The organism is Streptomyces sp. NPDC006314 (genome assembly GCF_040613075.1).
Lineage (GTDB): Bacteria > Actinomycetota > Actinomycetes > Streptomycetales > Streptomycetaceae > Streptomyces.
The window spans coordinates 1-15,651 of sequence record NZ_JBEXRL010000003.1; the positions used below are offsets into that span (position 1 = coordinate 1).

Below are 15,651 nucleotides of genomic sequence, written 5' to 3' on the forward strand. Positions count from 1 at the left end.
CTGGCGTTGATTTTTGGCACGCTGTTGAGTTCTCAAGGAACGGTCGCTTCCTTTGTACTCACCCTCTCGGGCTTTCCTCCGGGCGCTTCCCTTCGGTCTTGCGTTTCCGACTCTATCAGATCTTTTCTCGACCCGATTTCCTCGGTGCTTTCCAGGTTTCCGCTCTCGCGGTTTCCTTTCCGGCGGTTCCGACTCTATCAGATCCTTTCGGCGTCTGACTCCCAGTCAGGGGGTTTTGCCTTCCCGGCCCTTGGGCCGTTCCGACGTCTCAAACCTTAGCGGATCCGCCCGGCGATTCCCAATCGGGCCGCCGAGTCCCTATTCGAATTGAATTCCGGCAAGCGAAATCAACCCGGTCGGGAGATCGTGCTGATGGTGTGAGGGGTGCCGCTCGGGGCGGCTGAGGTGCTACCGAAGAACCGTTACGGCTCCGCGGCAACCCGAAGAACCCTACGGAACCAGCAGGGGCGTGTCAAGCACCCCTTGTCAAGATCTTTTAGGGCGACGTCAGTCGAGGTCGGTGAGCCGGCCGCCGGCGTCCGGCTGCGCGTGTTCCACCCTACGCAGGAGCCGGGTCAGGACCTCGCCGAGCGCCGCGCGCTCAGTCGGCCTGAGGTCCTGGAGCAGGTCCTCCTCGAAGACGGTCGCCAGGCGCATCGCCTCGAGCCACTTCTCGCGGCCCTCGGGGGTCAGCTCGACGATGACCCGGACGCGGTTGGTCTCGTCGCGCTCCCGGGTGACCAGGCCTTCGGTGACCATGCGGTCGATCCGGTGGGTCATCGCGGCCGGGGTGAGGCCGAGCCGCTTGGCGAGGTCGCCCGGGCCCATCCGGTACGGGGCGCCCGAGAGGACGAGCGCCTTGAGGACCTCCCACTCGGCGTTGCTGATGCCGAGGGCCGCGGTCTGGCGGCCGTAGGCGACGTTCATGCGGCGGTTCAGCCGGGACAACGCCGACACGATCTTCTCGACCTGGGGGTCGAGGTCCTGGAACTCACGCTGGTACGCGGCGATCTGTTCTTCGAGCGTCGGCTCTGTGACGCCGGGGGTGTCGGCCATGGCCGCAGTATGGCACGCAGGCGCTTTGCCTTGAAGTCCTTATATGTGTACTCTTTAGCTTCGAACTTTAGCTTTGAAGTCTTCAGGTCTAACTAGTGAGAGAGGTGAACGTGACCAGGGCGATGGGCGCAGCGATGCGCCGGATCCACGTGGGCAACGCACTCAGCGCGTTCGGGCTGGGCTTCACGGTCCCCTACCTGTACGTCTACGTGGCGCAGGTGCGGAGTCTGGGAGCCATGACGGCGGGACTCGTGCTCGCCGTCTTCGCCGTGGCCGCGCTGATCGTGCTGCCGTTCGCCGGCAGGGCGATCGTGCGGCGCGGCCCGCTGCCGGTCCTGCTCGCCGCCCTGATGACCGCCGCTCTCGGGGCGCTGAGCCTCGGACTCGCGGGGAGCGCCGCCACCGTGCTGCTGTCCGCCGCGGCGCTGGGCGCCGGACAGGCCGTGATGCAGCCGGCACTGGCGACGATGATCGTGGACTGCTCGTCGGCGGACACTCGCTCGCGGGCGTTCGCGACGCAGTTCTTCCTGCAGAACCTGGGGCTCGGGGTCGGTGGTCTCATCGGGGGGCACCTCGTCGACACCACGCGCGTGTCCTCGTTCACGCTGCTGTTCGCGATCGAGGCGGCGATGTTCCTGCTGCTGGTCGTGGTGATGGCGACGGTGCGGATGCCCCACTCGCCACGGATGGAGGACGCGCCCGCGCGGTCGGTGAAGGGCAGCTGGAAGCAGCTGCTCGGGAACCGGGCGATGGTGCAGCTGTCCGTGCTGGGCTTCGTGCTGTTCTTCGCCTGCTACGGCCAGTTCGAGGCGGGGCTGAGCGCGTACGGCGTGGAGGCGGCCGGGATGTCCACGTCCGCGCTGGGTACGGCGCTCGCGGCGAACACGCTGGTGATCGTGGTCGCCCAGTTCGCCGTACTGAAGTTCGTGGAGCGGCGTCGACGGTCCCGGGTGATCGCCGGGGTCGGGCTGATCTGGGCCGTTGCCTGGCTGACCGCCGGGTACGCGGGGCTGGGCCACGGCAGCCAGGAGATGGCGACGGCCGCGTTCGTGTCGACGTACGCCCTGTTCGGGCTGGGCGAGGCGATGCTGTCGCCGACGCTCGCGCCGCTGGTCGCCGATCTGGCGCCGGAGGGCATGGCCGGGCAGTACAACTCGGCGTTCGCATTGGTCAAGCAGTTGGCGCTGGCGGTCGGTCCGGCCGTGGGCGGCCCCATGGGGGCCTCACTGCACGCGCCGTACATCGTGACCTTCTTGCTGTTCTCTCTGGGCATCACCTACCTGGCGCTGCGGCTGGGGCGGCGGCTCACCGCCGTACAGGACCAGCCGTGGCCGGCGCGGGGCAGCCGGGTGGTCACGCGCGGCGGGGCGCCCGCGGAGCCGGTGGCCGCCGAGGCGTGAGCAGGTGCTCCACGTGCCGCGAGGCGGTGGCGGTGGGGTCAGCGCTTGCCCTCGGGCAGGACGAACTCGCACCACACCGCCTTGCCGCCGCCCGGGGTGCGGCGGCAGCCCCAGCTGGAGGCGATCGTCGCCACGATCGCGATGCCCCGGCCGGACTCGTCGCCGGGCTCCGCGCGGCGGCGGCGCGGCAGGTGATCGTCGCCGTCCGTCACCTCGATGATCAGGCGGCGGTCGGTGCGGCGGAGCCGGAGCCGCATGGGTGGTGTGCCGTGCTGGAGGCTGTTGGCGACCAGTTCGCTGGTGGCGAGGACGCCTAGATCGTGCAGCTCGGCGGGGAAGCGCCAGCTGGCGAGGACGCCGGAGGCGAAGGCACGCGCGCGGGGGGCCGCCTCGACTCCGCCGAGGAGTTCCAGGGCCGCGTTGCGGAAAAGATCGCTCTCGGGTCCGGTACGCGCCGGGTGCTGCAGGACGAGGACGGCCACGTCGTCGTCGTGGTCGGCGGTGACGCCGGCCGAGCGGACCAGGCGGTCGCAGACGACCTGCGGGGTGCCGGTCGCGCCCGCGAGGGCACCCGCGAGCGCGGCGATGCCCTCGTCCAGGTCCGCGTCCCGGCGCTCGACCAGGCCGTCGGTGTAGAGGACGGCCGTGGCGCCGTGGCCGAGCGCGATGGAGCCGGAGGCGTGCAGCCAGCCGCCGGTGCCGAGCGGCGGGCCCGTCGGTTCGTCGGCGCGGGAGACCGTGCCGTTCTCGTCGCGGACCAGGATCGGCAGGTGTCCCGCGGAGGCGTACACCAGGCGGCCCTCGTTGGGGTCGTGGACGGCGTAGACGCAGGTGGCGATCTGGTTGGCGTCGATCTCGGCGGCGAGACCGTCGAGGAGCTGGAGCACCTCGTGCGGGGGCAGGTCGAGGCGGGCGTAGGCGCGGACGGCGGTGCGCAGCTGTCCCATGACCGCCGCCGCCCGCACTCCCCGGCCCATGACGTCGCCGATGACCAGGGCCGTGCGGCCGCCGCCCAGGGTGATGACGTCGTACCAGTCGCCGCCCACCGCGGCCTCGGTGCCGCCGGGCTGGTAGGTGGCGGCGATGCGCAGGTCGTCGGGCTGTTCCAGTTCCTGCGGGAGCAGGGAGCGTTGCAGGGTGACGGCGGTCTCGCGCTGCCCGCGCTCGCTGGCCCGCAGGCGTCCGGCGGCCTCGGCGTGGTCGGTGACATCCGTGGCGAAGACGAGTACGCCGCCGTCGCGGTCACCGCCCTCGGTGACGGGCGTGCAGGTGAAGGTGTACGAGCGGCCGTCGACGGCCTTGCGGGACTTCAGTGTGCGGGGCTTGCCGCTGCGCAGCACCTGGTCGAGGAGCGGGAGCAGGCCCAGTTCGGCGAGTTCGGGCAGCGCCTCGCGCGCGGGCGCGCCGGTGGTTCGGGCGCCGAAGGCCGCCGTGTAGGCGTCGTTGACGTAGGCGATGCGGTGGTCGGGGCCGTGGACCAGGGCGACGAGTGCCGGGACGCGGTCGAGGACGTCACGCGCGGGCAGTTCGTCGACGGAGGGCACCGGGGGTCTCCCGTCGGGCTGCTGTTCGGCGCGGGCCGCGGGCACGGCCCCTTCCCCCCGCCGGTCCGGGGGGACCGGGGTCTCGGTCCGCGCTGCGGCGCGGCGCTGCGTTCCGGGGAGCCGGGCGCTCCAGCGCGTGAAGTTCACTGTGGGAAAAGCCTCGCGGGTGCTGAGGGCGGGCGGGTGGCCCGTCAGAGGACGTAGGGCAGTCTGGCAGGTGGCGGGCCGCGGCGACATCGGTCAGACGCCTGGGCGGAGCGTGGAGTTCCTCGGTCCCGTCAGGACGACCCCTTCGGGTCGTCCGAAGGACTGTGCGGAGGCTTTCCACCGGCCGCCAGTTCGAACTCCGCCCGCGGATGTTCGAGCGAACCGAGCGAGACGATCTCTCTTTTGAAGAGCCCGGCGAGGGTCCATTCGGCGAGCACCCGGGCCTTGCGGTTGAAGGTGGGCACCCGGCTCAGGTGGTAGACGCGGTGCATGAACCAGGCAGGGTAGCCCCTCAGCTTCCGCCCGTAGTACTGGGCGACGCCCTTGTGCAGCCCGAGAGAGGCGACGGAACCGACGTACTTGTGCGCGTACGTCTCGAGGGGCTCGCCGCGCAGCGCGTGGACGATGTTGTCACCGAGGACCTTGGCCTGGCGGACGGCGTGCTGGGCGTTGGGGGCGGTCTCGGCGCCGGGCTCGGCCGCGGTGACGTCCGGGACGGCCGCCGCGTCGCCCGCCGCCCAGGCGTGCTCCACGCCGTCGACGGTCAGCCGGGCGGTGCACCTGAGGCGGCCGCGGTCGGTGAGCGGCAGATGGGTGGCGGCGAGCAGCGGGTGCGGTTTGACCCCGGCGGTCCACACGAGTGTGCGGGTCGGGAAACGCTGGCCGTCGCTGAGGACGGCGACGCGGTCGGCGCAGGAGTCCAGGCGGGTGTTCAGCAGGACCTGGATGTTGCGGCGGCGCAGCTGGGTGACGGTGTAGCGGCCCATCTCCTCGCCGACCTCGGGAAGGATGCGGTCGGAGGCCTCCACGAGGATCCACTTCATGTCCTCGGGGCGGACGTTGTGGTAGTAGCGCGCGGTGTAGCGGGCCATGTCCTCCAGTTCACCGAGCGCCTCCACGCCCGCGTAGCCGCCGCCCACGAACACGAAGGTGAGGGCGGCGTCGCGGATCGCCGGGTCGCGGGTGGAGGAGGCGATGTCCATCTGCTCGATGACGTGGTTGCGCAGGCCGATGGCCTCTTCGACGGTCTTGAAGCCGATGCCGTACTCGGCGAGGCCGGGGATGGGCAGCGTGCGGGAGATCGAGCCGGGGGCGAGCACCAGTTCGTCGTAGCCGAGGAGTTCGGCCGCCTTGCCCTCCTCGGCGGTGGCGAGCGTGGTGACGGCGGCGGTGCGCACCGCGTGGTCGATGGAGGTCACCTCGCCGATGACGACGTGGCACTGGTCCAGAACGCGGCGCAGCGGTACGACGACATGGCGAGGGGAGATCGAACCGGCGGCCGCCTCGGGCAGGAACGGCTGATACGTCATGTAGGGGTCGGGAGTGACGACCGTGATGTCGACGTCACCCCGTCTGAGCTCGGTCTTCAGCTTCCGCTGCAGGCGCAGGGCCGTGTACATCCCGACGTAGCCGCCGCCGACAACCAGAATGCGCGCACGTTCCTTCACCATCCCATGACGCACCCGGCGCTGTTGTTTGTCCACAGCCCCGGCAATTTGTGTGACTGACGGCCGGGTGTGCGCTCAGCCGCCCGCGGTGCCCGTGCGGGACGAAAGGGGGCAGGTCAGCGGGGGCGGATCACAGGGCGCGAAGGGGCGGAATCAGGACGTACGTGCCCCGTACTCCGATCGGGGGGCGCACTGTGCGGAACCTGCCCCTTCTGAATTGACTGTCTCTCAACTATGTTCGTGTGTCGACGGAGTGTAGGGAATGTGGCCGAACGGGTCCGCGACGGGCGGTCCCGGTCGAGACCGACGCCAGTTCCGCGCACTCCCGATTCAGTGGCGGGGAGAGTCTCCGGGGGGAGACGTCATTACCGGGGGAACACATGCATGTTCAGGACACGCATTGGTCATCCGCAGCCGCCATCGCACCCGGTGGTGGTGTGATGAGCGCGGCGACGGGCAATGGACGCGCGGACCAGGCGCGTACGACGCCGCTGCGCGTGGACGCACAGCGCAATCTGGAGCACGTGCTGCGTGCGGCGCGTGAGGTGTTCGGCGAGCTGGGGTACGGCGCGCCGATGGAGGACGTGGCGCGGCGCGCGCGGGTCGGGGTCGGCACGGTGTACCGGCGCTTTCCCAGCAAGGACGTGCTGGTCCGGCGGATAGCCGAGGAGGAGACGGCGCGGCTGGCCGAGCAGGCGCGGACCGCGCTGGGGCAGGAGGAGGAGCCGTGGTCGGCACTGTCCCGGTTCCTGCGGACGTCCGTGGCGTCGGGGGCGGGGCGGTTGCTGCCGCCGCAGGTGCTGCGGGTGAGTTCCGACGGTTCGGTCGGCTCCGTCGGCTCCGTGGAAGAGCCACGGGTGCCTCAGCAACGGGTGCAACCGGAGGCCGGTGAGCTGCGGCTGGTGGCGGACGAGGCTGCGGTGGTGGCCGACGGCTCCGCGGCCGGGGCGCTGCTCGAGGTGGTCGGGCAGTTGGTGGAGCGGGCGCGGGCGGCGGGTGAGCTGCGGGCGGATGTGTCCGTGTCCGACGTACTGCTCGTGATCGCCACGGCGGCGCCGTCGCTGCCGGATGCTGCGCAGCAGGCGGCGGCGTCTGCGCGGTTGCTGGACATCCTGCTGGAGGGGCTGCGGTCCCGGCCGGCGTAGCTGGTGCCGCCCGCCTCGGCTTCGCCTTCGGCAGGCCTCGGGTCCCACCCGCACCCCGTGCGGCTATCGCGGTCGGGTGCGGGTGGCCCCCGTGGGGCGTATTCGCCGTCGGCGACTGCGGGTGGTGACGCGGGGACGTGGCGGGCCGCGAGTATCCGCCGGGGGCGGGTGCGGGGTCAGGGCCAGCCCTCGCCGAACCGCGCGTACTCGCCGTGGGCGACAGCGGGGAGCGAGAACCGGTGCCGGTACGGGTGGCTCCCGTCGGACACCTCCGCCGTCGGCCACAGCCAGAGATAAAGCCGGTGCTCACCCAGCCGCGCGTACTCGCCGTGGGCCGGGTGCGGGGTGAGGACCGGTGCGGGTGCGGATGCCCCCCGTCGGACACCTCCGCCATCGGCCACGGCCCAAGATGAGGCCGGTGCTTACCCAGCCGCGCGTACTCGCCGTGGGCGGGCGCGGGGGTGAGGACCGGTGCGGGTGCCGGTAGCCGGCCTAACGGCCCTCGGCAGCCGCCGTCCTCGCGCGCAGCTCGCGCAGGACGTCCGCTACATCGAAGGTCGCGCCGCGGGCGCGCTCGGCCGCGAAACGCTCGGCGGGCAGGGCCGCGCGGGCACCGGCATGCACCCGGGCGGCCTCACTGCGCTCCGGCTCGGGGCGTAGCCGGCCGTCACGCCAGTGGTCCGCTGCGGCAAACAAGCGGAGCGCGCCCGGAAGATCGCCGAGCCGGGCCAGCAGACCGGCGCCCGTGTCCACCAGACCCGCCGTGATCGACTCGGCGCACCGCCGCGCCACGGCCTCGCTCAGCGCCTCGGCGACCACCGGGAGGCCATGCGCCGGGCCCGACTCGTCGGCCGCGAGGCGCGCCTCGACCGTCCGCAGGGCCGCCACGAACTGCGGTGGCGGGGTGCCTCCGTGCGTCACCGCGCAGGTCGCCTCGTACAGCTCACGGGCCCGCGCCGGCTGGCCGTCGCCCAGCGCGATGTGGGCGCGCATCAGCAGCACGAAGGCGCGTGACTCCGGCACCGCGTACCGGTCGGCGGCCGCCCCTGCCTCGTCCAGGGCGGCCAGCGCGGTGTCCCGGTCGCCGGAGCGGTAGGCGATCTCGGCGAGCCTCGCCATCAGGAACGGTGACTCGGCGTACGCCCCCACCTCGTAGGCGAGCCGCAGCGCCTCCTCGTACTCGCTGCGTGCCTCCTCGAACCGGCCGCGCACCATGGCCGCCTCCCCGGCCGCGCTGCACACCTGCGCCCGCATCCAGCGGTCCCCGACGCGCCGGCTGAGCGTCCGCAGCTCGGCCAGGTCCTCGTCCACGCCCCGCAGGTTGCCCGGGGAGTCGACGGCGACGTGGGTGCGGTACATCAGGGAGACCCCGACCTCCCAGTCACCGCCGTGTCTGCGGCAGTTGGCGACGGAAGCGGCCATGTCGGGGCCGGCGTCCGCCGGGCCGCCCAGGTAGTAGGTGGTCAGCGGCCAGACGATGCCGGGGAGCCGGGCGGCCGGCGGACCGCCGTGCTCGTAGGCGGCCCGTACCCGCACGACGTACTCCGGGGCTCGCTCGTCGGCGCCCAGGTGCTCCGTGCCCGACTCCGACGTGAGGAACAGGTCGAGCATCCGCAGGTCCATGCGCAATCCGCGCAGTGGGTGCCCGGCCTCGCCGTCGGGGGCGGCGAGGAAGGCGCCCACCGGGTCGGCGGACTCCACCCGTGCCATCAGGTCGCTCGCCGGCGCTCCCGCGGGCAGACCGTCCAGGGCCACACCGAGGCGGAGCACCAGCCGTACCCAGGCCGCCGCCTCCTGGCGGTAGTTGCGCAGCCACCAGAACCAGCCGATGGCCAGGGCGATCGCGCCGGCCTCCGCCTCGTCGCCGGCGCGCACGGCACGGTCCAGGGCCGCCCGGATATTGTCCAGCTCGGTCTCCAGGCGGGCGATCCAGGGCAGCTGGGCCGCGGACCGCAGCTGCGGTTCGGCCTCCTCGACCAGCGCCCGCACCCACGCGCGGTGCCGGCGCTCGGCCGCGGCGCGCAGGCCGGGGACCTCGGCCGCGCGCTCGGTGGCGTACTCGTGGATGGTCTCCAGCATGCGGTAGCGCATGCCGCTCGCGCAGGCGTCACCGTCCGATCCGTGCGGGGCGGCGACGACGAGGGACTTGTCCACGAGTGCCCCGATCAGGTCCGCCGCCGGGCCGGTGCACACGGCCTCGGCCGCCGCGAGGTCCCAGCCGCCGGCGAACACCGAAACCTCGCACAGCACCGTGCGCTCCGGCTCGTCCAGCAGCTCCCAGGACCAGTCGACGACCGCGCGCAGGGTCTGCTGGCGGGGCAGCACCGTGCGGCTTCCGGTGGTGAGCAGGCGGAAGCGGTCGTCGAGCCGGTCGGCGATCTGCCGTGGGGTCAGCAGCCTGAGCCGGGCGGCGGCCAGCTCGATGGCGAGCGGCAGCCCGTCCAGACGGCGGCAGATCTCCGCCACGGCCTCGGTGTCGGCGAGCACCGCGTCGGCGTCGGGGTGGGCGGCCTTCGCGCGATCGGCGAAGAGGCGGTGCGCCTGGTCCGGGACGAGGGGCTCGACCGGGCGCACCGACTCACCGGGGACGCCCAGGGGTTCACGGCTGGTCGCGAGGATCGTGAGTCCGGGGCAGTGGGTGAGGAGGGTCTCGGCGAGGGCGGCGGCCGCGCCGATGACGTGTTCGCAGTTGTCGAGGATCAGGAGCCTGCTGCGCGGGGCGCAGTACTCGATCAGCAGGGCCGTGGGGTCGGCCTGACCGGTCGCCAGGTCGTTGGTCAGCAGCAGGGTCTCACGCAGGCCGAGCGCGCTGACCACCGCGCCTGGCACCGCCTCCGGGTGGTCGAGCGGGGCCAGCTCGACCAGCCACGCCTGGGAGAGCCCTGCGGCGGCCTCCTCGGCGAGGCGGGTCTTTCCCGAGCCGCCCGGTCCGGTGAGCGTGACCAGGCGGGCCCTGTGCACATCGGAACGAATGGCTTCGAGTTCCGGTTCCCGGCCGACGAAGGACGTCAGGCGAGGGCGGAGATTGCCGGTGCGCTCGGGGGGCTGGGCGTGGGCCGGCGCCACCGGTGGATGTGCCGGGGCCGCCGGGGCCGGTTCCTGCGGTTTCAGCAACGAGGCGTGCAGAGACCTCAGTTCCGGGCCGGGGTCGGTGCCGAGGGTGTCGGCGAGGGTGCGGCGGGCGAACCCGTAGGCCGCGAGGGCGTCGGCCGGGCGGCCCGTGTCGCGCAGGGCGCGGATGAGGAGGGCGTGCAGGGGTTCGTCGTACGGATGGGCCGCGGTCAGTTCCCTCAGCTCCGGTACGACGTCCTGGGCGCGGCCGAGGTCGAGGGCGGCGGCGGCGCGGGCGCGGGTCGCCTCCAGGCGCAGGGCCTCCGGGCGGGTGGCCGCGGTGCGGTCGGGGAGGTCGGCGAGGGCCGGGCCGTACCAGAGGGCGAGGGCCTGGGTGAGGGTGCGGTGCGCGGTGGCCGGGTCGTCGTCGGCGAGGGCCTTGGTGCCGGTGTGGGTGAGCCGCTGGAAGACGTGGAGGTCGACGTCTTCCTCGGTGGCTTCGAGGCGGTAGCCGCCGGGGGTGGAGGTGATGGTGTGCCGGCCGAGGGTGCGGCGGAGGCGGCCGATCAGGGCCTGGAGGGCGGCGGGGGCGTCCTGGGGCGGGTCGTCCGCCCAGACCTCGCCGATGAGGGTTTCGGGGGTGGTGGTGCGGCCGGGGCGGAGGGCCAGAGCGGCGAGGAGCGTGCGGAGGCGCTGGCCGCCGATGGGCAGGGGGGTGCCCTGGTCGTCTGCTGCCCGGGTCGGGCCGAGGATTCTGTACCGCACCCGGACATTGTCGCGGGGGGCCGGGGGCGGGGCACGGGGGTTTTCGAGGGGGCGGGTGATCGGTGCGGTGGGCCGTGCCGGGCGGGTGTGGGGACCGGGGCGGACAGATACCGGTGCTGCGCCGGGACGGTTGTGGGGAACGGGGCGGAGCAGATACCGGTGCTGCGGCGAGACGGTCGCGAGCAACGGAACGCAACAGACACCGGTGCTGCGGCGAGACGGTCGCGAGCAACGGAACGCAACAGACACCGGTGGCCGGCCGGGTCCGGGCGCTTGCCGGCGCCGGCCGGGTGCCGCTGCACCCACCCGTGCCGCCCCAGCGGCGCGACTGCCCGCAGCCATCTGAGCCACGCGCCGGCGATACAGCGGCCCGCGGTTTCGCGGGCATGACCGCCACTGCCGCGTGGGTACCGCCCCGACGGCACGACGGCACGACGGCCCGCAGCCACGTGGGCCACGTGCCACGCGCCGGCGATACAGCAGTCCGCGGCCACGGCGGGCTCGCAGTCGGCGGTGCTGCGACCGGCTGGGGCGCTGGGAACCGCGCGGGCGGCCACGAGGAACCCGCGGTCGTCTACGGCGGGTCGGCGGGGCCGTGCCCTTGCCCTTCAGGCACCCGGTGCCAAGGCACCCCTCCTCGGCTGGATCCCGGAGGGCACGGCGCGGGCGCGGGCCGGGGTGCCGGTCCAGCAGGTGCCGCGGCGGGAGAGGAGGCGGCGGAGCCAGAGTTCGAGGGAGACCAGGTCGGCGAGGCCGTCCAGGGGCAGGGGTTCGCCCGCGGCCGCCGCGCGCAGGGCCTTGCGGACCACGCGGGCCTCCACCAGGCCGGCGTCGGCCAGCAGAGGGGTGGAGAAGAGGTCCAGCAGGGGGTCGGCCGCCACACGCAGGCCCGCGCGCGCGGCGGCCGCGGAGGAGGCATGGGAGGGGGTGCCCCAGCCGGGTGGGAGTTCCGTGACGCCGGCGCCTTCCAGGACCGTACGGAGGATGGCCGCACGGGCGCCCGGCTGGACGCGCAGCGCCTCTGGGAGGTCGCGGCAGGCGCGGACCACCTGGTTGTCCAGGAAGGGTGCGTGCAGGCGCTGGGAGCGGATCTCGGCGGCCTGTTCCAGGACGCGCAGATCGGCGGCATACCGGGTGAGGGCCGCACGCGCGCGGTGGTCGCCGGGCCGCCGGTCGGGCCCGGTGGCGGAGCGCTCTGCCGCGCTCTGCAGCAGAACCGATACTTCAGCCAGTGCCTCACCTGTCAGCCAGCGCGCGGCCGGCCCGGGTCTGGCCCAGGTCAACGAGGCCAGGGACGCGCCGACCGCCCCCTTGGGCTCGTCGAAGCGGCGCCGCATCAGCCGCTCGGCCAGCGCCTCCATGCCCGCGCGGTACGGGGTGCGGGCGAGCCGCCGGGCCGCGCCGTACACGCGCGCGGGGACCAGCACCGAGCCGTCGGCCCGGGCCAGGGCGGCGACGGGCCGGACCAGGTGGCGGCGTTGGCGGTCCATCAGGAGGTCGGCCAGGCGGGCGGGGTGGGCGTCCAGGACCTGGCGGGCGCCGTGGCCGGTGAAGTGGTCGGCGCTGCCGGCGGCGAGCCGGGCGCGGTGCCGGACCGCCGAGACCAGCGAGGGCCCCGGCTCGTCGGTGAGGGGGCCGTCGAGGTCGGCGTACGGCAGGCTCTCCTCGCCGCCGGTGACCACGACGTGGTGCAGGCGGGGATTGGCGGCGAGGGTGCCGGCGCGTGCGAGTTCGGCCTCGCGGCCGCCCACGGCGAGGTCGTTGAAGGTGACGGCGAGGAGCCGTTCGCCCGCGCCCGTGCCGTGGCCGAGGAGCGTGCCCGGTCGGCCGGGCAGCCCGGCGGCCAGCAGCGCGAGGGTGCCGGAGGCCGGGCCGCCGGACAGGTCGGCGCCGATGCCGGGCACCGGCATGCCGCGCGCGGCCCGCCGTTCGGCGGGGCCCATGCCGGGTACCGGCCCGGGGTCGAGGTCGGGCACGTGCCGGGGTGCCGACAGCCGGGTGCGGACCGCCTCCACGAGGGCGTCCCGTACGGCGTCCACGGCGCGGTCGGGGTCGGCAGGGGGCGCGGCCACGGCGAGGGACGCGACCGGCTCGTATCCGACGATCTCGCGCGCCCCGGCGCGCAGCACCAGCGCATGCCCCGGCGGGATGCGCCGCACGCCGTCGTACGGGGTGGTGTCGCGCAGCGCGGCCGGTACGTCGGGGGCGGCGAGCAGGGCGGCCAGGTGCCCGAAGTCGAGATTGGCCTCGATGAGGTCGGCGAGGGGCAGTGCGGCGGTGGCGTAGGCCGTACCGCCGGCCCAGGGAGTGTGGAACACCGGGCGGGCGCCCGCGAGGTCACCGCAGACGGTGATGCGGCGGCCCACCTGCACGACGGCCGTGTAGCTCCCGGTCCAGGTCGTCAGATGACGCAGTGCGCCCCCGCGCGCGGTGAACAGTCCCCGCCGCAGTTCCTCGTCGGAGGCGCCGCAGATGCCGAGAACGGCGATCCGGTTCTGCCCGTCGGCGTGCACCACGCGCACCTCGTCCGGGCGCCAGTCGCCGACCGCCCACAGCGGGTCCGGGTCGCCCCACAGGAGATGGGAGCCGACCGGGTGCAGGGTCTCGCCGTCGTGCCCCACGGCGCCCGCGGTGCCGATCCCGGCGGCGCCCGCGGCGGTGCTGCTCCAACCCACCAACCACCGCATCGACGCCTCCACAGGCTGTGGACCACCAGTGCACCCTACGAACCGGGTCCCCATGCTGCCATGAAGGACCCGCCATGGAGGGGCGGTGGCGCGGCCTTCGATCGAGGGAAATCCAGGGAGGGATGCCGGGGGGACTGTGCGGGAAGCGTAGGGGACGCCGCGAGGGAAGCCGGGCGGGAGTCACCGGGAGCGGGAGGGCGGTTGACGGTTGCGGGACGCCCCCGGTTCCGGAGGGCCCTGCACGTGCGACACGAATGCGCCCCCGGTACGCTCCCCCAAAACGCCTTGCGCGCCCTCAAGTTGCATGGCGGGGGCGGCAATCCACCGGGCGAGGCTGGGTCGATTTTCGGCCAAATAAACGGAGCGGGGCTCGCTTTGAGCACGCTCCGTACAGGCCTGCGGAGCGTGCGGCCAAGCACACACGCGCACGGTCCGGGAGGCGGGCATCGCCTCCCGGACCGGTCCGCCACCCGCGGGGATGAAGGTGGCGGTGTCCCCCAGCCCACTGGATCCAGTACAGCGGGCCGACCCACGCAAGAGCCATGGAACCGCTCCCCCGGTGGCCGGAGAAGAGCGCACGGACGGGCGCATGGCCACACGGGCGGGGGCACGCGGCGACATGCCGTGCACGGTGCGTACAGGACCGCGCTTCCGTACGGACCACAATCCCGCCAACCGGAACAATGCCCCTTAACGCTTGGGATGCGGCGAACTACGCTGTGTTTACGAATGCCGCACGGTTATGCCAGCGCGGCAGCCGTCTGTGTCGAGGGGTGGCGCATGTCCAGGGAGCAACGCGGGCCGAACGAAAAACTCGGCGCCGTTCTCGCCCTCGCGGGAATCAGCAACGCAGGGCTCGCGCGGCGCGTCAACGACCTTGGCGCACAACGCGGGTTGACGCTTCGCTACGACAAGACGTCCGTGGCGCGCTGGGTGTCGAAGGGCATGGTTCCGCAGGGCGCGGCGCCGCATCTCATCGCGGCCGCCATCGGACAGAAGCTCGGCCGCCCGGTGCCGCTCCACGAGATCGGCCTGGCGGACGCGGACCCCGCGCCGGAAGTGGGCCTCGCCTTCCCCAGAGACGTAGGACAGGCGGTGAAGTCGGCGACGGAGCTGTACCGTCTCGACCTCGCCGGGCGCCGGGCCGGCTCCGGTGGCATCTGGCAGTCGCTCGCCGGGTCGTTCGCAGTGAGCGCATACGCAACGCCCGCCTCACGATGGCTGATAACCCCCGCCGACAGCTCGGTCGCGCGGGAGGCCGGCTCCACCGAGGGCTCGGGCGCACCGATCAAAGTCGGCCACAGCGATGTGCGGAAGTTGCGGGAGGCCGCCGAGGACGCCAGACGGTGGGACTCCAAGTACGGGGGCGGTGACTGGCGTTCGTCGATGGTGCCGGAGTGCCTGCGGGTTGAGGCGGCACCGCTGCTGCTCGGCTCCTACTCCGACGAGGTCGGCCGTGCCCTGTTCGGGGCCTCCGCCGAACTCACCCGGCTCGCCGGGTGGATGGCCTTCGACACCGGGCAGCAGGAGGCCGCGCAGCGGTACTACATCCAGGCGCTGCGGCTCTCTCGCGCGGCGGCCGATGTGCCGCTCGGGGGGTACGTCCTCGCCTCCATGTCGCTGCAGGCGACGTACCGGGGCTTCGGCGACGAGGGGGTCGACCTGGCGCAGGCCGCCCTGGAACGGAACCGGGGGCTGGCGACCGCCCGCACCATGAGCTTCTTCCGGCTGGTCGAGGCGCGGGCCCACGCGCGCGCGGGAGACGCGCAGGCGGCCGGCGCGGCTCTGAAGGCGTCCGAGGGGTGGCTCGAGCGGTCCAGGGAGGGCGACAGCGACCCGTCCTGGCTCGGTTTCTACGGCTACGACCGGTTCGCCGCCGATGCCGCCGAGTGCTACCGGGACCTGAAGGCCCCACGGCAGGTCCGGCGCTTCACCGAGCAGGCGCTGTCGAAGCCGACGGAGGAGTTCGTGCGGTCGCACGGGTTGCGGCTGGTCGTCTCGGCGGTGGCCGAGCTGGAGTCCGGGAACCTGGACGCGGCCTGCGAGCAGGGGGTGCGGGCCGTGGAGGTGGCCGGGCGGATATCCTCGGCGCGGACGACGGAGTACGTGAGGGATCTTCTGCATCGGCTGGAGCCGTACGGGGACGAGCCGCGGGTGGTGGAGCTGCGCGAGCGGGCTCGGCCTCTTCTGATGACGTCGGCGTAAGGGTGCGTCTCGGCGTCCGCCAGGTCTCCGTGCTTCGGCGGCGCGGGTCGTCCGTGGTCTCGCGCGCCCACGCGGCGCCGCACGTCGGTACGGTCCCGCGCCCCTCGTGGGGCGCTCCACTCCCCCGTGTTTGAAGCCGCTGT

The 15,651-nt window shown here is 73.4% G+C and carries 10 protein-coding genes; 4 read left to right on the plus strand and 6 right to left on the minus strand.

Translation table 11 applies throughout. The features are described from left to right. Positions 1-218 (plus strand): hypothetical protein (locus ABZ079_RS05610; protein WP_356938133.1); only part of this gene is annotated, 218 nt, incomplete at its 5' end. A gap of 289 nt (positions 219-507) precedes the next feature. On the opposite strand, the gene ABZ079_RS05615 is transcribed toward ABZ079_RS05610, so the two are convergent. Beyond that, positions 508-1,056, minus strand: coding sequence for a MarR family transcriptional regulator (locus tag ABZ079_RS05615; RefSeq protein ID WP_356938134.1), 549 nt, complete (start codon positions 1,054-1,056; stop codon positions 508-510). A gap of 110 nt (positions 1,057-1,166) precedes the next feature. Between ABZ079_RS05615 and ABZ079_RS05620 the strand changes: the two genes are divergently transcribed. Beyond that, positions 1,167-2,456 carry an MFS transporter gene (locus ABZ079_RS05620; protein ID WP_356938575.1) on the plus strand — a complete coding sequence of 430 codons (1,290 nt, stop codon included), beginning with the start codon at positions 1,167-1,169 and terminating at the stop codon, positions 2,454-2,456. A gap of 38 nt (positions 2,457-2,494) precedes the next feature. Here the strand turns inward: ABZ079_RS05620 and ABZ079_RS05625 are convergent, their stop codons facing one another. Next, positions 2,495-4,147: a SpoIIE family protein phosphatase gene (locus ABZ079_RS05625; RefSeq protein ID WP_356938135.1), complete on the minus strand. Its 1,653-nt coding sequence runs from the start codon at positions 4,145-4,147 to the stop codon at positions 2,495-2,497. 131 nt (positions 4,148-4,278) lie between these two features. Continuing rightward, positions 4,279-5,658, minus strand: coding sequence for an NAD(P)/FAD-dependent oxidoreductase (locus ABZ079_RS05630; RefSeq protein WP_356938136.1), 1,380 nt, complete (start codon positions 5,656-5,658; stop codon positions 4,279-4,281). Between the two features lie 377 nt (positions 5,659-6,035). Between ABZ079_RS05630 and ABZ079_RS05635 the strand changes: the two genes are divergently transcribed. Beyond that, positions 6,036-6,800 carry a helix-turn-helix domain-containing protein gene (locus tag ABZ079_RS05635; protein WP_356938137.1) on the plus strand — a complete coding sequence of 255 codons (765 nt, stop codon included), beginning with the start codon at positions 6,036-6,038 and terminating at the stop codon, positions 6,798-6,800. Positions 6,801-6,976: 176 nt separating this feature from the next. Here the strand turns inward: ABZ079_RS05635 and ABZ079_RS05640 are convergent, their stop codons facing one another. From ABZ079_RS05640 to ABZ079_RS05650, 3 genes are all read right to left on the minus strand, one after another. Beyond that, positions 6,977-7,201: a hypothetical protein gene (locus tag ABZ079_RS05640; RefSeq protein WP_356938138.1), complete on the minus strand. Its 225-nt coding sequence runs from the start codon at positions 7,199-7,201 to the stop codon at positions 6,977-6,979. Between the two features lie 91 nt (positions 7,202-7,292). Further along, entirely contained in the window at positions 7,293-10,616 is a 3,324-nt protein-coding gene (locus ABZ079_RS05645; protein WP_356938139.1) for a BTAD domain-containing putative transcriptional regulator, read from the minus strand. Positions 10,617-11,224: 608 nt separating this feature from the next. Further along, on the minus strand, positions 11,225-13,303 hold the full coding sequence (locus ABZ079_RS05650) for an asparagine synthase-related protein (RefSeq protein WP_356938140.1): 2,079 nt from the start codon (positions 13,301-13,303) through the stop codon (positions 11,225-11,227). 780 nt (positions 13,304-14,083) lie between these two features. Between ABZ079_RS05650 and ABZ079_RS05655 the strand changes: the two genes are divergently transcribed. After that, positions 14,084-15,508: an MFS transporter gene (locus ABZ079_RS05655; protein ID WP_356938141.1), complete on the plus strand. Its 1,425-nt coding sequence runs from the start codon at positions 14,084-14,086 to the stop codon at positions 15,506-15,508. The last annotated feature ends 143 nt before the right edge of the window (positions 15,509-15,651 follow it).